Origin of the sequence: Actinoplanes sp. CA-131856 (assembly GCF_050956135.1) — a bacterium.
In the GTDB taxonomy this organism is placed as follows: Bacteria; Actinomycetota; Actinomycetes; order Mycobacteriales; family Micromonosporaceae; genus Actinoplanes.
Genome location: NZ_CP191849.1, coordinates 7,216,113 through 7,234,645, shown reverse-complemented (window position 1 = coordinate 7,234,645; position 18,533 = coordinate 7,216,113). Strand labels below are relative to the sequence as shown.

The window sequence follows — 18,533 nt, the reverse complement described above, 5'->3', positions numbered from 1 at the left end:
TAACGGTACGTCACGGAAGCGTGGTGAGGCCGATGCGACGGTGGATCCCGTACCTGGCGGCCGCCCTGGCGACGGTGCTGCTGGTGGTCAGCGGGGCCTGGGCGGACGACGACGAGGGTTTCCTCGACGGACGGCAGTTGCGGCTGATGGCGCCGGCCGCGCCCGGCGGCGGCTGGGACCAGACGGCGCGGGAGATGCAGTCGGCGCTGCGCGATCTGGCCGGGCGCACCGAGGTCTACAACGTGACCGGTGCCGGCGGGACGATCGGGCTCAGCCAGTTCGTGCGGCACGACGGCGAGCCGACCCAGCTCATGGTGATGGGCCTGATCATGCTCGGCGCGATCGAGAGCAACGACGCGCCGATCGGGCTCGACCGGACGACACCGCTGATCCGGCTCGTCACCGACTACGAGGTGATCGTGGTGCCGTCCTCGTCGCCGGTGCGCACGATGCCCGACCTGGTGGACCGGATGAAGCAGAACCTGGGTGCGGTGTCCTTCGCGGGCGGATCGGCCGGCGGGGTCGAGCAGATCCTGGCCGGGCTGGTGGCGGACGCGATCGGCGCCGACCCGGGCCGGGTCAACTACGTGGCGCACTCCGGGGGAGGGGAGGCGCTGGCGACGCTGCTGTCGGGCCGGGCCACGGCCGGGGTTTCCGGCATCTCCGAGCTCGAGGCGCAGATCGAGGCCGGGACCGTACGCCCGATCGCCGTGTCCAGCGCCGAACGGCTGCCGGCCCTGCCCGACGTGCCGACGCTGCGGGAACAGGGCGTCGACGTGGAGCTGGCGAACTGGCGTGGGGTGGTGGCGCCGCCGGGGATCAGTGCCGAGGACGAGCGCGGTCTCGAAGACCTTCTGCTCCGGATGACTCGGAGCGCCGAGTGGAAGGAGACGCTCGGGCGGCGGGGCTGGGGTGAGGCAACGCTCGCCGGGCCGGAGTTCGAGCAGTTCATCGACCAGGAGCGCCGGACGGTTACCGACGTTCTGAAGAAAATGGGGCTGGCGTGAGTGAAGAACAGTCTCAACTCCGTGCTTCGGGGCTTCTCGGCAGCGTGATGGCCGTCCTCGGGGTGGTGGTGCTGATCGACGCCGCCCGGCTGCGGAGCGCCGACGATCCGATCGGGCCGGCGGCCGTGCCGGTGGTGATCGGCGTGCTGCTCGGGCTGCTCGGCGCCGCCCTGGTGCTCTCGGCGCGCTCGACGTGGCGTACACCCTGGGAAAACCCACGGCGCCTCTGGCGCCTGACGGCCATGGTGGTCACTCTGATCGCGTTCGCCGTTCTGCTGCCGTTTCTGGGGTACGTCTTCTGCTCGGCCGGCCTCTTCACGGCGGCGGCGCTGCTCCTCGGCGCTCCGCATCCGGCCCGCGTCGCGGCCTACGGGTGGACGCTCGCGGCGGTGGTCTTCCTCGTCTTCGACCGCCTGATCGGGCTGTCGCTGCCGACCGGGCCGTGGGGGTTCTGAGATGGGCGACCTGCTCACCGGCTTCGCCGACGCGCTGACACCGGGCAACCTGCTGTGGGCGCTGGTCGGCGTCACGATCGGCACCGCGGTCGGCGTGCTGCCCGGCATCGGGCCCGCGCTGACCGTGGCCCTGCTGCTGCCCGTCACGTTCCGGCTCGACCCGGCGGCGGCGCTGATCATGTTCGCCGGCATCTACTACGGCGGCATGTACGGCGGGTCGACCACCTCGATCCTGCTGAACACCCCGGGGGAGAGCTCGTCGGTGGCCACCGCCCTGGAGGGCAACAAGATGGCCCGGGCCGGGCGGGCGGCGGCCGCCCTGGCCACGGCCGCCATCGGCAGCTTCGTGGCGGGAACGATCGGCACGGTTCTGCTCTCCGTCGCCGCGCCCGTGGTGGCCGACATCGCGATCGGCTTCGGCCCACCCGAATACGTGGCGCTGATGGCCGTCGCCTTCGTGACGGTGAGCGCCCTGCTCGGCCCGTCCCTGCTCAAAGGCGCGGCGAGCCTGGTCATCGGCGCCGGCATCGGCCTGGTCGGCATCGACACCCTGACCGGCCAGCCGCGCCTCGCCTTCGGTGTGCCGTCCCTGCTCGACGGGGTCGACGTGGTGATCGTGGTGGTCGCCTTGTTCGCCCTCGGCGAGACCTTCTGGCACCTCGTCGCCGGCACCGGATCGGCGCGGGTGGAACCGGTGCGCGGCGCGGCGGTCCTGTCCCGGGCCGACTTCCGCCGTTCGTGGCCCGCGTGGTTGCGCGGCACGGCCCTGGGCTTCCCGATCGGCAGCCTCCCGGCCGGCGGCGCCGAGGTGCCCACGTTCCTCAGCTACAGCCTCGAGAAGCGGCTCTCCAAGCACCGCGCCGAGTTCGGCCACGGCGCCATCGAGGGGGTGGCCGGCCCGGAGGCCGCGAACAACGCCGCGGCCGCCGGTGTCCTGGTCCCGCTGCTGACCATCGGCCTGCCCACCTCGGCCACCGCGGCCGTCATCCTGACCGCGTTCCAGTCGTACGGCCTCCAGCCCGGCCCGCAGCTGTTCACCGAGTCCGGCGACCTGGTCTGGGCCCTGATCGCCAGCCTCTACATCGGCAACGTGCTGCTGCTCGTGCTGAACCTCCCGCTGGTCCGGGCCTGGGCGCGCCTGCTGACCATTCCCGCGTACGGCATCTACGCCGGCGTGCTGGTCTTCGCGTGCCTGGGCACTTTCGCCACCGGCGGCACGGTCGCCGACCTGCTGGTCCTGACCGTCCTGGGCCTGCTGGGCCTGCTGATGCGCCAGGCCGGAGTGCCGGTGGCCCCGGCCATCGTCGGCCTGATCCTGGCTCCGCTGGCCGAACAGCAGCTGCGCCGGGCCCTAGCCCTCTCCGACGGCGACTGGTCCACACTGGTCTCCAGCCCGCTGACGATCATCCTGTGGGCGTTCGTCGTGCTCGCTTTGGCGCTGCCGCCGTTCCTGGCCTGGCGCCGCCGCGAGTGAGCGTGGCGGCTTTATGAGTGTCGATTCAGGGACGCCCGGTTGATGGCGGCCCGGAGCGCGTGCTCCTCGTCCGGCCCGGCGCCCCAGGCCGTGCGCCCGTCGACGGCGCCTTGGACGTACACCCAGGAAGTGTCTTTGTGAATGGAAAGCACCTCGCCGGGTTGGAGTGAGGGAGTGGCGCCGGGCTCCACGTACGTGTCGTGGAAGAGCTGCCACAGCTCGGCCGGGCGCAGCTCGCGGCCGGTCTCGTCGGTGACGGCCTGGACCGCGCGGGAGAAGTCGGGGCGCATGGCCGGCGGCAGGTCCAGGCCGTGGTGGGTCTGGAGGATGTGCGCTATGCCGCCCTTGCCGGACTGTGAATTGATCCGGATGACCTCTTCGTAGTCGCGGCCGAGGTCGCCCGGGTCGATCGGCAGATAGGGGACCGACCACGGCGCCTCGCTCTCGGGGACGCCCAACTCGGCCGCCTGCTTGGCGTGGCGGGCCAGGCCCTTGGCGATCGCGTCCTGATGGGTGCCGGAGAACGCGGTGTGGGTGAGACTTCCGGCGTACGGGTGGCGCGGGTGCAGCGGCAGGCGGGTGCAGTGCTCGACCGTCCGGACCACGGCGTCGATGTCCGAGAAGTCGATCATCGGGTCGATGCCCTGCGCGTACAGGTTGAGGGCCAGGGTGGCCAGGTCGACGTTGCCGGTGCGCTCGCCGTTGCCGAAGACGCAGCCCTCGACGCGCTGGGCGCCGGCCAGCACCGCCAGCTCGGCGCAGGCGATGCCGGTGCCGCGGTCGTTGTGCGGATGCACGGAGAGGATGACCGCGTCGCGGCGGGCGAGGTTCTTGTGCATGTACTCGATCTGGTCGGCGTACACGTTGGGGGTGGCGACCTCGACCGTCGCCGGCAGGTTGAGCACGACGGGGTGGTCCGGGCTCGCCGACCACAGATCGGTGAGCGCCTCGGCGATCTCCAGGATGAAGTCGGGCTCGGTCAGGTTGAAGACCTCGGGCGAGAACTGGAAGCGGCGCCCGGGCGCGCGCCGGGCCAGATGGGCGGCGGCTTCGAGGATCAAGTCCTTGACGTCGTTTCTGGTACGCCCGAGCACGACGTCCCGCCATACCGGGGCGGTCGCGGTGTACAGGTGGATCATCGCCCGGCCGATGCCGTCGATCGACTCCACGGTGCGGTCGATGAGCTCCTCACGGGCCGGCGTGAAGACGACGACCGTGACGTCGTCGGGGATGCCGGTCGCGGCGAGGTGACGTACGAAATCGAAGTCGGTCCGGCTGGCCGAGGGATAACCGATCTCGATCTCCTTGTAGCCCATGGCCACCAGCTGGTCGAAGAAGCGGCGCTTGCGGGCGGTGTCCATCGGCTCGGCCAGTGCCTGGTTGCCGTCGCGCAGATCGACCGGCACCCAGAGCGGGGCCTCGGTGATGCGGTGGGCGGGCCAGTCGCGCCCGCTCAGGGGCAGGGCGACGCGGTCGTGGACGGGACGGTAGCGGTGGAACGGCATGCCACTCGGCTTCTGCGGGTTCATTCTCTGTCTCCAGGTCGGTCGGGTCTAATCGACCGGCGCGCGGACCACCCGCTGCGGGGTGCCGGCCGTGTCAGGCCCCGCAGCGGCGACCAAGGAGAAGAAGCGCCATGCCTCAACGATAGAACTTGTCAGGTTGTATGACAAGTTAGTCTGGTGCGATGGATCCGGTCAGCCCGTCACCGCTCGTCGCCCAGGTCGCCGAGCGGGTGCGCGGCCGGATCAGCTCCGGCGAGTGGGGCGTGGGCACCAAGCTGCCGGGCGAACACAAGTTGGCGCCCCTGCTCGGCGTCAGCCGTCCCACCCTGCGCGAGGCCATGCGCATCCTGGCCGGCGCCGGCCTCGTCGAGTCCCGTCAGGGCGCCGGCGTCTTCGTGGTCGCCGCCGAGCCCCGCGTCAACTGGGCGGTCCAGTTGCGCCGGGCTTCACTGACCGAGGTGTACGAGGTCCGCGTGGCGCTGGAGGTGGAGGCGGCCCGCCTGGCCGCGGCTCGCCGCACCGACGACGACATGACCGCCATCGACGCCGCCATGGCCCGCCGGGTGGAGGCGGCCGGCGAGGACGACGCCGCGTTCGTCGACGCCGACATCGCCCTGCACGCCGCGATCGTCGCCGCCGCGCACAACCCGATCCTGCTCAACCTGTTCACCGAGTTCCTGCCCGTGCTGCGGGAGGGCCTGATCGACCTCGTCCGGCTGCTCGGCCTGCGGGCCAAGCTCCCCAACCCGGGCGAGGACACCCACGCCGCCCTGGTGGCCGCGGTCGCCGCCCAGGACCCCGAGGCCGCCGAACAGACCCTGCGCCGGGAGCTGCGCCACACCCTCGCCCTGCTCCGGCGCGACTGAACCGGAGATCCGGCCGGCCCCTCCCGGGGCGCCGTCCCGTCCCAGGTCGAGGCCACCCTGGCGTCGCTATGGTCCCGCCTGGCTCATGGCAGCAGTTCCGCGCAGAGGCCCACCCTCAAGTAGGCGTCCGCCCACGCCTCGACCGCGTCGTCGCCCGGGTCGGGCCCCAGCCGGGCGGCGAGCGCGCCGATCGCCGCACCGGCCTGGCGCAGCCCCACCGCCTCGAGCCGCTTGGCCGCGTCGCGCAGCCGCCCGCTCATCGGCGACGGCAGGTGCAGCAGGCCGCGGTGCGCCACCTCGGCCAGCAGTCCGAGGGCGTCCATCACGGCCAGCCCGAGAGGATCGGCGCTCTCACCCGCCCGGTCCCGCGGATCGTCCAGGCCACCGGCCGCCGCGAGATCGGGCACGACGACACCGTCGTCCGAGGCGAAGCCGATCGGGTCGATCACGACGGTCCCGCCGCTGCGCCGGACGCTGCCGGCCACGAACCGGGCCCCACCCCCGAGCGCCGCCACCACCGCGTCGAGCCGCCCCGGCGCACACGCCGCGTGGACCGCGCTGACCCGCGCCGTCACCCCGTTCGCATCCGCGACCTGGGCGTCGACGCGTTGCGCCCCCGGCGCGTACGTCACGGACCGCACCTCCGCGATCGGCACCACCCGCACCAGCTCGGCCTCGACCCGCGCCCGGATCGGCCGGGGCGGCAGGGCGTCGAGCTCGGCGGCCAGCCGATCCAGATCGGGCACGAGCAGAGTCCGGGGCAGATGCCGCCACGTGTCCCGGGTGGTCATGGCTTCGGTGCGGCTCAGCCGCCGCGTACCCAGCCGCACGGCCCGGCTGGCACTCCGCGACGCCGACTCGGTGATCACGGCCCCACCGGCCAGGGCCCCCAGGGTCACCCCGGCCACCCGCCGCCGCCCGAGCTCCGGCCCGCTCTCCTCCGTCGCGTACTGCCGCCGCAGAACGAGCACGGCCGAACTGTCCGCATGGGCCAGAAAAACCTCGACAGTACGTTCGTCCCCCACCGCCGACACCCGGGCACCGAGCCCGTCCAGCCGGGCCCGCCGCAGAGGCGTCTCGGACGCTTCGTCGGTCCCCAGTACCCGCGAGACCGGCGCCACCCCACCACGGCTCACACTGCGATACCGCGCCACCAGCTCAGCGACATGATCAGCCAGCGCTTCCGGCCGATAACGAGCACTGCGTTCCCGGTACGCCTCCAGCTGCCCCACAAGGTCATCAACGGCCCCCAGAGGCCACCGCATCCGAGCCGCTTCAAGCCCGGCCCGCACCGAAGCGATCTCTCCGCCCATCCCGGCCCCGAGATGAACGGCCCCTTCCCGGACAACGCTTCCCGCCAGCCGAACGGCCCGCCCGAGCGCCTCCAGACCGGTGGCCCCGGCCGGCGCCCCACCCACCTGTACCTGAACATCGGCGTCATCCCCGCCAAGACCATCGGCCGCCCGAAAAGCCCACACAGCCAGAGCGAGAACGTCGTCCCGGCTGCCCGCCGCGGCATCGCTGCGGGCGAACCCAAGGTCATGGGGCACCAGAAACCGCACGGTAGCCGTAGGCAACTCCACGGTAGGAACCGGATCCCCGACCCGCCCCCGATGCACCCGAGCGACAAACCCGCCCCGCAACACCCGCCGCGCCGCCGCCATCATCCGGGCCCCGACACGAGCGGTCAGCTGCTCATCCGTGAACTCCCCAGGAGACCACCCCACCACCCCCGCCGCGACATCGCCTGGCGTGCCACCGCCAGCCGCCGCGCATCGCTCCGGGCACCACCCCGGACCGCCGTGTCACTCGCGCCGACCGTCTTGCCGGCCGTGGTGCTGCCCCCGGCCGTCACACTGTCGGCGGCTGTATCGCTAGTTCCGGCGCTGCCGTTCGCCCCGCCGCCGCTTCCGGCCGCGTTGATGTCCACTGTGCCCGCGTTGCCGTCTTCGGGCGTGTCCGAGCCGCCCCCGGTGGCGTCCGGCGCCGGCTCGCTGGGCACAGCCGCCGGCGTCCGTTCCGACCAGGCCTGATAAGCCAGTACGAGGCCGATGACGTGCCGGCACACGCCCGCGGCGCCGCAACTACAGGTCCCCGCGTCGAGACCTCCTGCCGGCAGATCGGTGCTCACCCCGTCCGGAAAGACCGCGTGCACCGTGCCGTCGGCGTCCTCCGAGAGCTTCGGCGTCTCCCGTTCCAGTTCCCGGGACGCCCGCTTCACCAGGCCCCGATTGGTCAGCTCGGCCAGCGTCACCGGCGTCAGCGCCCGCAGATCCCCCCTCATCGCGCCCTCCCGCCGCCCGGGCCGCCCCGCACGACCCGGCTCATCGGGCCACCTGCTCGGCGATGAACTGGGCCAACTGTCCCGGCGTCATCGCGCCCACCGGAGCGCCCACATTGGCGAGCTTCTGGGCGGTCTCACGGTCGTACGCCGGATTGGCCTGGTCGTCGAGAGCCGCCAAGCCGAGCACCTTCGTCCCCTGCTCGACCAGCTCGCGGACCGCCCGGACCAGCGACTGCTCCGAACCGCCCTCGTAGAAGTCGCTGATCAGCGCCACGATCGCCCGCCGCGGCCGCTCGACGAGGCCGGCGCCGTACAGGACCGCCTTCGCGATGTCCGTACCGCCGCCCAACTGGACCTTCATGAGCAGCTCGACCGGATCGTCCACGTCGCTCGTCAGATCGACCACCTCCGTGTCGAACGCCACCAGGTGCGTGCGCACGCCCGGCAGACCCCACAGGCACGCCGCGGTCACCGCCGAGTGGATGACAGAATCGGTCATCGACCCGGACTGGTCGACGAGCAGGATCACCTGCCATTGGTCGACCTGCTTCCGCGTACGGGAAAAGAAGTGCGGTGTCTCGATGTAAAGCCGCCGCTCCTCGGGCCGGTAGTGGCCCAGGTTGGCCCGCAGCGTCCGCCTGACATCGAAGTCGCGGGCCTGCTTCCACCGGCTCGGCCGGCGCGCCCGCGTCCCCGTGAAGGCCGCCCGCACCTCCGTCGCCATCTTCGCCATGAGGTCGCGGACGACGGCCTCGACGATCCTCCGGGCCAGCCGCAGCACCTCGGGGTTCATCAGATGCTTGGTTTGGAGTACGGCTCGGAGCAGCCCCGGGTTGGGCTCGATGGTCCGCAGGACCTCCGGATCGGTGACCACGTCGGTGATCTCGTAGATCTCCACCGCGTCCCGTTGCAGCCGCTCGACCGTCTCCTTCGGGAAGAGCTGCGTGATGTCGTCCAGCCAGTCCACCGTGGTGAACGCCGACGCCCCGTCCCCGCCGCTGCGCACGTCGCGTTTGGCGTGCTCCTCGTCGCGCCCGTAGAGCCACCGCAACGCGGCGTCGCGCCGCATCGCCTCGGGACTCAGATCACCCATGGCGCCGGCCGGCTCACCCAGCACGAGCCGCCAACGTTCGAGATCAGAATCGGTCACAGCGTGTCTCCGTTCGGACCGGTCGCAGCGGCCGCGACGGGCGTGGTCGCCGAGCCGGTCGCGGTGCCGGCGGGAGCCGGGTCGCCGCCGATCAGCCCCTCGCGCCGCAGGACGGTGTCGACGCGGCTGTCCAGGAGCATCCCGGCGGCGACCACGGCCGGACCCGGCCCGGCCGTGCGGAGCAGGGCGCGGCCGGTGCCGGCCAGGCCGCGCCGGGACAGGACCCGCGTGGCGATGGTCTCGCGTTCGCGGGGCGGGAAATATTCGAAGGCCTGCCGCAGCGCGGGCAACGAGATGAGGAAGTCGTCCGGTGACATGCCGGAGAGCAACTCGTCGAGCAGCCCGATCACGTCGGGGGAGTGCAGCACCTCCTCGCGGGCCACCGCGAACAGCCCGGCCAGCCAGTCGCCGGCCGAGCGGGGCACGAAGGCGCCGCGCACCCCGCGCAGCGGCTCGACCGTGGACGGGTCGTCGTGCAGCGCCCACCGGAACCCGAACGCGGCGCCGCGCAGATCGGGCGGTGCCTCCCGGTCGGTGCATACGCGGGCGGCGACCTCGACAGCGGCCGCCCGGTCGAGCCCGAGCGCCCGGCCCGCGTGCCGCAGGCCGTCGCGGCAGGCGGCGAGCGCGCCGATGCGCCCCGGATCGGCCGGCGCCTCGCCGCCGCGGACGCCCTCGGCCAGCCACAGCACCCGCCGGACGGCGGCGGCGATGACGGTGCCTAGGGTGGCGCTGCGAGCGGTGCCGAACAGCCCATCGTGCCGCCACATGGTCAGCACCACGGCCAGCATGCGGCCGAGCGGCCCGAGTTCGGGCGCGGCGCCGACCGCGGCCTCGATGTCGGCCAGGGTGCGGTCGGAGACGTCGGCCGTCCCGGACAGCGCGGCGTCGAACAGCACGAGGGCGAGCGCGTCCACGTCCCGCCCGGCCCCGGCGGCCCGTTCGGCGAGCACGGCCGCGCAGGCGTCGGCGAGCGTGGCCCCGTACGCCCCGGCCTCGATCACCGCGGTCAGCCGTTCCGGCCCGGGCCGCAGCGTCCAGCGTTCGCGCAGCACCGGGTCGAGCCCGGTGGTGGGACCGCTGTCCCGCTGGAAGCCCGGCACGCCGAGCAACCGCACCCGGTGCAAGAGCCGGCTGCGTTCCCGGTCGCCGTCGAGCGTGAGGTCGAGTTCGAGCGTGGCCTCCCCGTTCAGCCCGGCCCGTTCCAGCTCGGCGTCGAGGTCGTGCACGAGCGGCGGCGCCGGCGTCTCCGGATGAAGCCGCCCGACACGGGTGCCGCTGAGCGCGGCCACCATCTCGACGACAACGGGATGGCTGCCCGCTTCGAGGGTCCCGCGCCGAGCCCACGGCAGCGGCACGTCAAGGGCCTCTTTGACCAGAGCCGACGCGAGCCCGTCGAGCACATCGGTGCGCCCGGGCCGATGATGCCCTCGTACGGTCGCCAGCCCTTCCGCCGTGGCCCGAGCCGCAATGAGATCGGCCGTCGACACGGGTTGCCGCTTCTTCCGCAGCCGCTCGGCCACCGCTTCGACGAGATGCCGGGCCGCCCCGTCCGCCCCCGACTCCCACAACTTCTGGTAGTACCCCGGCGAGGGCATCCCCGACTGATAGCCGTCAAACGAGTCCAGCCGCCGGAACGAGTAGGGAACGAGAAAGCTCCCGCCGAGCGCCCCGTCCGGCATTTCGGGAATGACCGGCCAGAGCGGATTGTCCGCACCGGCGCGAGGTGCCAGCGCAGCGGCTGCGGGCGCGGTGGGTGTGGTGGGTGTGGGTGTGGCGGTCGCGGGCGCGGTGGGTGCGGGCGGGGTGGGCTCGGTGGCGGCGGATGCGGCGGGCGCGGGCGTGGTGGCTGCGGACGTGGGTGTGCTGGGCGTGAGCGGATCGGTGGTGGACGAGTGTCGCTGGACGAGTGCCCGCACCAACGCCGGCCGGTGGAAGCCGCCCGTCACGACCACCACGTGCCGGTCGCCTGCGGCGGCTTCGGCGGCCGTGACCCAGGAAGCCATGTACGCCTCGCGGGCGGTGTCGGAGTCGCCGGCCGCGGACTCGCCCCGTACGAGGTCGAAGTAGGTCTCCAGCCTTTCCGCCAGGCCCTCCGTGGGCGCTATCTCGAACAGGTGGTCCCACAGCGCGTCCACGTTGTCGACCTCGAACGCCCGGCACAACCGCTCCATCACGTCGGCGTAGCGCAGCTCCGCGTCCGCATAACGGTTGCTGCGGCCCTCGAACGCCGGATGCCACGCCGGCAAGTCGATGAAGCGCAGCGAAGCGCCCACCTCCCGCCCGCGGGTCAGCGCCGCCCACTCCGGCGAATACTCGCAGAACGGCGCCCACGACGCGTGCCGCCGCGAGTCGTCGCGGTAGCTGCTGAACACCGCCACCGGCAGCTGATGGCCGAGCAGCAGTTCGCCGATCCGGCCGTTGACGTCGGCCGGGCCCTCGACCAGCACGTACGCCGGCCGCAGGCGGGTGATCGTGTCGGCCACCAGACGGGCGCAGGCGGGGCTGTGGTGGCGCACCCCGATGAACGTGACCGGCACGGCTCAGCCCGGCAGCAGGTGACGGGCCTGGTGGAGCGCCCGCCATTGGTTGCCGTCACGCCAGGTGATCTGCTGGGCCAGGTAGCGGCGCAGCTTGGCCAGGTCCTCCGCGTTGTCCTTGGCCGCCGTGCCGGCCAGGCAGGCCACGATGTCCTCGGCGTTGCCGGCCTCGCCGCGCAGGAACCAGCCGCGCAACCCGACCGCGTGGGCCACCGACACCGCCTCGGCCGTGCTCATCACCGCCGACAGCTTGTCCATCGAGTCGCCCCGCGCGGTTTCGCCCGTGCGCAGCTCGCGGAACGTCGTCACCAGCACCTCGAGCACGTCACGCCGCGGCTCCGCCGTCACCCCGGAGCGGGCCAGCAGCCGGGCCGCCTCGTCGGTGACCAGGGCCAGCTCGGTGGCGAAGTCGGCGATCGGGAAGACCGTCTCGAAGTTGAAGCGGCGCTTGAGGGCCGAGCTCATGTCGTTGACGCCCCGGTCGCGCGTGTTGGCGGTGGCGATGATGTTGAAGCCGTCGCGGGCGAACACCATCGACTCGGGCCCGGTCAGCTCGGGGATGGCCAGCACCCGGTCGGACAGCGGGGAGAGCAGGCAGTCCTGCACCTCCAGCGGGCACCGGGTGATCTCCTCGAACCGGACCGTGCGCCCCTCGGCCATGCCCCGCAGCAGCGGCGCCGGCACCAGTGAGCGGGTGGACGGCCCCTCGGCGACCAGCAGCGCGTAGTTCCACGAGTAGCGGATCTGGTCTTCCGTGGTGGCCGCGCCGCCCTGGATGGTCAGTGTCGAGTCGCCGCTGACCGCGGCCGCGATCAGCTCGGACAGCAGCGACTTGGCCGTGCCCGGCTCGCCCACCAGCATCAGCCCGCGGCTGGTGGCCAGCGTGATCAGGGCCCGGTCGATCAGCGACGGGTCGCCCACGAACTTGCGGCTCACCCGCAGCGCCGGATCGCCCACGACGAACCGGCGGGCCGCCTGGACGCTCAGCGCCCAGCCGGGCGGCCGGGCCGCGCTGTCGGCCGCCCGCAGCCGGTCCAGCTCGGCGGCGAAGCGCACCTCGGCCGGCGGCCGCTGGACGCTGCCGGCGGGTTCGGTCACCTCGATCTCGGTGAGGCTCACGCGGTCACCTCCGTGAGGTCGCGGATGATCTCGGACGCGGCCACCGGGTCGAGCTTGCCCAGCGCGATCTGGCCGCGCGGGTCGCTGTGCCAGCGGCTGCCGGTGCCGTTGTGCAGCATCACCATCGTGATCTTCTGGTCGGCGAACTCACCCACGTAGCCGACCGCGATGCCGGGCTCGATCTCGACGGCCACCTCGACGCCGTCGGCGACGGCCAGCTCGATACGGCTCTGCATGCCCGCGTCCTGGGGCGCCTCGCGCCGCCAGCCGCGCCGCTCGAGCCCGAGCAGCTTGGTGGTGGGCACGGTGACCGCCTCGAAGCGGGTGAGACGGCTGCCCGCCGCCTCCTCGGCGCTCAGCGCGAACGTCGACCGGCTCAGCTGCGGGAAGGGCTGAAGGATCTCGTAGTCGGCGAACAGCTCCGACCACGCGGCCAGGTCGCCGCCCAGGTGCAGCGGGTGCGCCACCCCCACGGTCGCGCCGTCGGGCAGTGTCGTCTCGTCGTCATCCACGGTGGAGAACGTACGGTCCTCGGCGACGCGGATCGCACCGAGTGGCTCGGAGGAGGCGTCCCACACCGCCCACACGAGCCGCCGCACGATGTGCCACAGCAGCGGATGGTCGACGAACAGCTGCTGGAACTCCCCGGCGCTCCACCGGCGGCCGGTCACCATCGCCCGCTCGAGGCGCCGGACCTGGTCGGTGGCGACGGTCCGCACGTCCTTTTTCAAGGCGGAGAATTGCTTGTACGCCTGCGGCGCCAGCTCGGCGTCGTCCCGCGCGCCCGGCTTGGGCAGCGCCTTGAGCCGCTTGCCGGCCCCGTCGGCCACGAACGGCCGCAGCTGCTCGTCGAAGCCGACCGTGAACTCACGGCCGCCGTAGTCGAGCCGCAGGCTGCCCGCCGCGTCGAGCCCGAAATCGGGCACCAGCCGGTCGGCGAGCTGCTCGGCGCTGAGCCCGAGCCCGGCCGCGACCTCGGCCATCTTCTCGTTCGCGGTGTTCTTCAAGCCCTTGAACTTGGCCCGCTGGGCGATGCCGTGCAGGCGCATGAGGGCCACGTCGCTGCCGATCGCGGCCAGGATGTTGACGCCGGTCACCGCCTTGGCGTGCCCGCCCTCGCCCGGCCAGGACAGGATCAGCGGGGTCAGCCGCCGGACCGTCTCGTCGTCGCCGATCAGGCCGAGCGCGGTCAGCGCCCAGTTCTCCTTGGCGTTGGCCCCGGCCGCCTGCCAGCGCTGGAACAGCCCCCACCCGAACTCGGCCAGGCTCGACGGGTCGCAGGCCTCACGGACCAGGGCCAGGCCGGCGTACGGTTCGTCGAGCCGCGAGATGGCGAGCACGCTCAGCAGGCTCGTCACGGCCTCGGCGGGCAGCGCCCCCGAGCCGTCGCGCAGCCGCACCGGCGGCAGCAGGCCGGGCACGGCCCACGACGGCACCGGCGGCATCTTAGCCGGCAGCACGGTCAGCGGGTCGGTGTCGAGCAGCGCGCCGATGGCCGCGGCTGCCTCCGGCCCGTACGACGACGCGGCCGCCCGCACGGCGTCGCCGTGACCGTTGAGGTGCAGCGCGAGCAGCGCCTGCCCGGCCTCGCGCCGGGCCGGGCCGGCTTTCTGCAGGGCGGGCGGCACGAGCGCCCGGGCGGCCGCGGCCGGATGGCGCAGGAGCCACTGCAGCGCGTGCTGCCGGGTGGTCTTGAGCCGGGCCAGCCAGCCCGCCATCAGCACGGCGAGCTCGGGCGAGACGAACGGGGCCAGCAGCGGCGCGTATTCGCCCGGGGACTGCCGGGCCAGCGAGACGATGACCGGCAGCAGGGCGGTCTCGAACCGGTCGGCGGCGACCCGCATCCAGGTGTCGGCGTCGTACGCGTACGTGGGCCGCCAGTGGTGCAGCACCCGGCGGGCGACGTCGTCGGGGCCGTCGGTGAAGAGCCGGACCGGGTCGTTCCACTGCGTGCGGCCCGAGGCCATCCGGTGGGCGAGCTCCTCCCAGCCCTCCTTCGGCTTGTCGTAGTGGCGGATCGGGGTGTCCCGCCACGCCACGCGTTCGCCCGGCAGCCACTCGGTCGCGGGCTCGTCGGCGCAGGCGAGGCCGGCGACGACGACCGGTTTGGCCGCCTTGACCCGCCGGTTCCACGGCGGGTCGGCCAGCACCGGCGGGACCGCCGACAGGGGCGCCGTCACGAGCGACGCCGCCTCGGCGGTGATGGCCTCGATCCGCGCCACGGCCGGCGCGCTCAGCTCGGGCCGCAGCTCGTCGGCCAGGCCGGGGTGGTTGAGCAGGTGGGCGCGGAGCAGGTCGTCGTGCCGGCCCGACTCGGCGAGCAGGCGCAGGCCGCGCCGCGGGTAGCGCTGGGCCGCCTCGAGCAGGTAGGGCGTCACGTTCCTCTGCCCGGCGCGCTCGATCAGGCCGCCCATCACGTCGTCACCGGGGAGCACGGCGATGACGCTGAGCAGGCGGCGCTGGGCCGCGGCGTCGCCGACCTCGTCGTCGAACCAGCCGAACAGCGCCGGGGCCGCGGCCGCGCCGACCCCGTCGGCCAGGGTGGCCAGCATCGCCAGGGAGCCCCAGACCGTCCAGCCCGTGGCCAGGGGAGCGAGCACGTCGAGCTGCCGGCCCTGGCTCGCGGCCGAGGTCAGCAGGGCGGCCAGATAGTCGTCACCGGCGGCGACCGTGTCGGCGATGTCCTGCTCGACCCACGCGGTCTCGGTGGGCACGAGCGCCGAGACGGCGGCCCGGGCGTAGAGATGGCCGCGCCGATGACCGGCCAGGGCGGCGACCGCTTCCCGGTACGTCTCGTCGGAGGCGGCCGCGAGCGCCAGACGTACCCGCAAGAGGGTCTGCATCTGGGCGTCGGCCTGCCAGCTGTGGCGCTTGCCGCCGGAGCGCATGTGCCGCACCCCGTAACGCTGGGCGACGCCGGGCAGGACGGGGCCGTGACTGTGCATGGTCTCCAGCGTCATGAGCTCGACCGCCGCGTGCGCCGCGAAGATCGGGCCCTGCTCGACGAGCCAGACATCGGCGAACGCGGCCAGCTTGTCACCGGCCTGCCAGTTGCCGACCCCGGCGGCCAGGGCCACCGCGGCGGCGCCGGCCGGTGTCACCCCGGGCTTGCCGTGCAGCCAGGCGAGCCCGCCCTCACGCAGCTCGGTGGGCGTCGCGGGCGCCTCGATGATCGGCAGCACCACCTCGGACCGCCGGGCGAGCTCCTCGTCGACGAACGCGCGCGCCTTTGTGTCGGGCGTGAACGCCGTCGCTCCGGAGCTGCCCCGGCGGGCGAAGCGGTGCCTGAGCCAACCGGCGGGGAAGTCGAAGGTGTCCTCGGAAGTCTGCATGCGCCAACCTTTTGTTTCTCCGGCCCATCACGAACTTGGTGCCGGGAAGGCTAGCGGTGGCGTACGACAAAAACTCAGGCGGCACTCTTGGCCAGGGCGGACGCCTTCAAACGGTCGTACTCGTCCGAGGTGATCGCCCCCGAGTCGAGCAGGCCCTTGGCCGAGGCGATCTCGTCGGTCACGCTGCGGGCCCCGCCGTTGGAGCCGGCGACCGACCGGATGTACGCGTCCTGCTGCTGCCGCAGCGCGGTCTGGCTGGCCGCGGTCCGCTCGGCCATGCCGCCACCGCGGGCGATGAGGTAGACCAGCGTCCCGACCAGCGGAAGGATGATGATGAACAGGGCCCACAGGGTCTTGCCCCAGCCGCCCAGGTCCTTGCTGCGGAACAGGTCGCCGAAGATCCAGAACAGGCACATGAACCAGGCGATGAACAGGAAGAACTCGAACAGCGCGAGGAGGAAGGAGCCGTTGTCGTCGAACATGGCTGTGCCCTTCGCCAGAGGGGTGATGACAAACCGGCCCTCAGTGCACGCCCTCCGCCGCCCCGGGTCCTCCTCCGCTACGGATTAAATCCGCCGGCCGGCCTGCCGAACAGCCTTCTCGAACACCCCGACCGTTCGTGGAGGAACCGTCTTGGCGACACTGCTCTACCGGCTCGGCCGGTTCTCGTTCCGGCGCCGCCGGCTCACCCTCGGCCTGTGGGCGCTCCTGCTCGTCCTGCTCGGGGTGGGCGCGGGAACCCTGTCCGGCCCGACCAGCAGCGCCTTCTCCATTCCGGGGACCGAGTCGTTCCGGGCCATGGAGGTGCTGAAGGAGAAGTTCGGCGCCGGCACCGACGCCGCCTCGGTCAAGGTCGTCTTCACGGTCGCGGGCGACGGGAAACTCACCGGGACCACGCAGAAGGCGGCCGTGGAAAAGGCCGTCGCCGCGCTCGCTCAGGCGCCACAGGTGGCTTCCGTCGCCGACCCCTTCACGTCGAAGACCATTTCCCAAGACCTTCAGACCGGGTACGCCACGGTGACGTACGAGGTCGCAGCGGCCGATGTGACCGATGAGGCCCGTGCTGGTCTGACCGCGGCCGGCGACACGGCCAAGTCGGCCGGTCTGGGCGTCGAGTACTCCGGCGACGCCACCCAGTCGTCCGAGGGCGGCCACTCCAGCGAGGCCATCGGCATCCTGATCGCCGCGTTCGTGCTGGTCCTCACGTTCGGCTCGCTCGTCGCGGCCGGCCTGCCGCTGCTCACCGCCCTGGTCGGCGTGGGCGCCGGCATGCTCGGCATCACCATCGCCACCGGCTTCTTCGACCTGTCGTCGTCCACCTCCGCCCTGGCCACGATGCTGGGCCTGGCCGTCGGCATCGACTACGCCCTGTTCGTCGTCTCCCGTTACCGGCATGAGATGGCCGCCGGCCGCGACGGCGAGGAGGCGGCCGGCCGCGCGGTCGGCACCGCCGGCTCGGCCGTGGTCTTCGCCGGCCTCACCGTGGTGATCGCGCTGGCCGCGCTCAGCGTCACCGGCATCCCGTTCCTGACCGCGATGGGCCTGGCCGCGGCGTTCACGGTCGCCGTGGCGGTCGTGGTCACCCTCAGCCTCGTACCGGCGATCCTGGGCTTCGCCGGTCTCAAGGTGCTGCCCAAGAAGCAGCGCACCGGGGCGGTGGCCGCCGCGAAGACGCCGTTCGGCGAGCGCTGGGCCCGCGGCGTCCTGCGTCATCGGGTCGTCGCCCTCGTCCTCTCGCTGGGCGTGATCGCCCTGGTGGCGGTGCCCGCGCTCGACCTCAAGCTGGCCCTGCCGGACGACAGCACGGCCGCCGCCGACTCGACCCAGCGCAAGGCCTACGACCAGCTGGCTGCGGGCTTCGGCGCCGGCTTCAACGGCCCGCTGATCGTCGTGGTCGAGACCACGGGCGCCGCCGCCGCGGCCGCTGACGCGGCCCAGGTGATCGGCAAGCTGGACGACGTGGTGCTGGTCTCGGCGGCCACGGCCGACAAGGCGAACGACACGGCCATGCTGACGGTGGTCCCCGGCTCGGGCCCGTCCAGCGACGCGACCAAGGAGCTGGTGCACGCCATCCGCGACCTGGGCATCGCCGGCCTGGCGGTGACCGGCACGACGGCCATCAACATCGATGTGTCGGACAAGCTGACCGCGGCCCTCATCCCGTACCTGGCAATCGTGGTCGGTTTGGCCTTTGTCCTGTTGATGCTGGTGTTCCGGAGCATCCTGGTGCCGCTGAAGGCCACGGCCGGCTTCCTGCTGAGCGTGGCGGCGGCGTTCGGCGCGCTGGTCTTCGTCTTCCAGCAGGGCCACCTGGGCGGCCTGCTGGGCGTCGAGAGCACCGGCCCGATCGTCAGCATCATGCCCATCTTCCTGATCGGCATCCTGTTCGGCCTGGCCATGGACTACGAGGTCTTCCTGGTGACAAGGGCCCGCGAGGAGTACGTCCACGGCGCCACCCCCGACGAGGCGGTGGTGACGGGCATGAGGCACGGGGCCCGCGTGGTCACGGCGGCCGCCCTGATCATGATGAGCGTCTTCGCCGGCTTCATCCTGGCCGACGACACCATCATCAAGTCCCTGGGCTTCGCCCTGGCCTTCGGCGTGGCGGTGGACGCTTTCCTGGTCCGCATGACCATCGTCCCGGCAGTCCTGTCGTTGCTGGGCCGCTCGGCCTGGTGGCTGCCCCGCTGGCTGGACCGGGCCCTCCCCAACGTCGACGTCGAGGGCGAGAAACTCACCGCTTCCCTGAACGAGAAGGACCTCGTGAACGCCTGACCGCAAAGGCGGCGGCGCACTCGCGC

Annotated in this window: 10 protein-coding genes and 2 pseudogenes; 5 read left to right on the top strand and 7 right to left on the bottom strand. The window is 72.7% G+C overall.

Annotated elements, in window-relative coordinates; all coding sequences use genetic code 11:
* Positions 1 to 32: 32 nt before the first annotated feature.
* Genes ACQP2X_RS33475 through ACQP2X_RS33465 form a run of 3 tightly spaced genes read left to right on the top strand, consistent with a single transcriptional unit; the run spans position 33 to position 2,936 of the window.
* Complete coding sequence (locus tag ACQP2X_RS33475; RefSeq protein WP_498688745.1) at positions 33 to 1,007, top strand: Bug family tripartite tricarboxylate transporter substrate binding protein; 975 nt, start codon at positions 33 to 35, stop codon at positions 1,005 to 1,007.
* Complete coding sequence (locus tag ACQP2X_RS33470) at positions 1,004 to 1,462, top strand: tripartite tricarboxylate transporter TctB family protein (protein ID WP_498688743.1); 459 nt, start codon at positions 1,004 to 1,006, stop codon at positions 1,460 to 1,462. Before ACQP2X_RS33475 ends, ACQP2X_RS33470 begins: the two co-directional genes overlap by 4 nt.
* 1 nt (position 1,463) lies before the next feature.
* Positions 1,464 to 2,936: a tripartite tricarboxylate transporter permease gene (locus ACQP2X_RS33465; protein WP_498688742.1), complete on the top strand. Its 1,473-nt coding sequence runs from the start codon at positions 1,464 to 1,466 to the stop codon at positions 2,934 to 2,936.
* Between the two features lie 11 nt (positions 2,937 to 2,947).
* Here ACQP2X_RS33465 and ACQP2X_RS33460 read toward each other — a convergent pair whose 3' ends face one another.
* Positions 2,948 to 4,465, bottom strand: a complete 1,518-nt coding sequence (locus ACQP2X_RS33460; RefSeq protein WP_498688740.1) for a 2-isopropylmalate synthase — start codon at positions 4,463 to 4,465, stop codon at positions 2,948 to 2,950.
* A gap of 158 nt (positions 4,466 to 4,623) precedes the next feature.
* Here ACQP2X_RS33460 and ACQP2X_RS33455 point away from each other — a divergent pair, with 158 nt between their 5' ends.
* Entirely contained in the window at positions 4,624 to 5,307 is a 684-nt protein-coding gene (locus ACQP2X_RS33455; RefSeq protein ID WP_498688738.1) for a FadR/GntR family transcriptional regulator, read from the top strand.
* Positions 5,308 to 5,390: 83 nt separating this feature from the next.
* On the opposite strand, the pseudogene ACQP2X_RS33450 reads toward ACQP2X_RS33455, so the two are convergent.
* From ACQP2X_RS33450 to ACQP2X_RS33425, 6 genes and pseudogenes are all read right to left on the bottom strand, one after another.
* Positions 5,391 to 7,591 (bottom strand): annotated as a pseudogene (locus tag ACQP2X_RS33450) (YehQ family protein).
* 40 nt (positions 7,592 to 7,631) lie between these two features.
* Entirely contained in the window at positions 7,632 to 8,741 is a 1,110-nt protein-coding gene (locus ACQP2X_RS33445) for a VWA domain-containing protein (RefSeq protein ID WP_498688737.1), read from the bottom strand.
* A gap of 86 nt (positions 8,742 to 8,827) precedes the next feature.
* Positions 8,828 to 11,281: pseudogene (locus tag ACQP2X_RS33440) on the bottom strand (DUF5682 family protein); the annotation flags it as partial.
* Positions 11,282 to 11,284: 3 nt separating this feature from the next.
* Positions 11,285 to 12,400 (bottom strand): ATP-binding protein, encoded by a 1,116-nt coding sequence (locus ACQP2X_RS33435; RefSeq protein WP_498688735.1) that lies wholly within the window; start codon positions 12,398 to 12,400, stop codon positions 11,285 to 11,287.
* A complete protein-coding gene (locus tag ACQP2X_RS33430) occupies positions 12,397 to 15,732 on the bottom strand; it encodes a DUF4132 domain-containing protein (RefSeq protein WP_498688734.1) in 3,336 nt (1,111 codons plus the stop codon). The genes ACQP2X_RS33435 and ACQP2X_RS33430 overlap by 4 nt, the downstream gene beginning before the upstream one ends.
* 74 nt (positions 15,733 to 15,806) lie before the next feature.
* Positions 15,807 to 16,214 carry a PLD nuclease N-terminal domain-containing protein gene (locus ACQP2X_RS33425; protein WP_498688732.1) on the bottom strand — a complete coding sequence of 136 codons (408 nt, stop codon included), beginning with the start codon at positions 16,212 to 16,214 and terminating at the stop codon, positions 15,807 to 15,809.
* Between the two features lie 151 nt (positions 16,215 to 16,365).
* Between ACQP2X_RS33425 and ACQP2X_RS33420 the strand changes: the two genes are divergently transcribed.
* Positions 16,366 to 18,507: an MMPL family transporter gene (locus tag ACQP2X_RS33420; protein WP_498688730.1), complete on the top strand. Its 2,142-nt coding sequence runs from the start codon at positions 16,366 to 16,368 to the stop codon at positions 18,505 to 18,507.
* Positions 18,508 to 18,533 lie beyond the last annotated feature (26 nt).

Coding starts and splice junctions, on each gene's coding strand:
- ACQP2X_RS33460 (WP_498688740.1), bottom strand. CDS start 4,465: ATGAACCCGCAGAAGCCGAGTGGCATGCCGTTCCACCGCTACCGTCCC.
- ACQP2X_RS33455 (WP_498688738.1), top strand. CDS start 4,624: ATGGATCCGGTCAGCCCGTCACCGCTCGTCGCCCAGGTCGCCGAGCGG.
- ACQP2X_RS33465 (WP_498688742.1), top strand. CDS start 1,464: ATGGGCGACCTGCTCACCGGCTTCGCCGACGCGCTGACACCGGGCAAC.
- ACQP2X_RS33425 (WP_498688732.1), bottom strand. CDS start 16,214: ATGTTCGACGACAACGGCTCCTTCCTCCTCGCGCTGTTCGAGTTCTTC.
- ACQP2X_RS33475 (WP_498688745.1), top strand. CDS start 33: ATGCGACGGTGGATCCCGTACCTGGCGGCCGCCCTGGCGACGGTGCTG.
- ACQP2X_RS33430 (WP_498688734.1), bottom strand. CDS start 15,732: ATGCAGACTTCCGAGGACACCTTCGACTTCCCCGCCGGTTGGCTCAGG.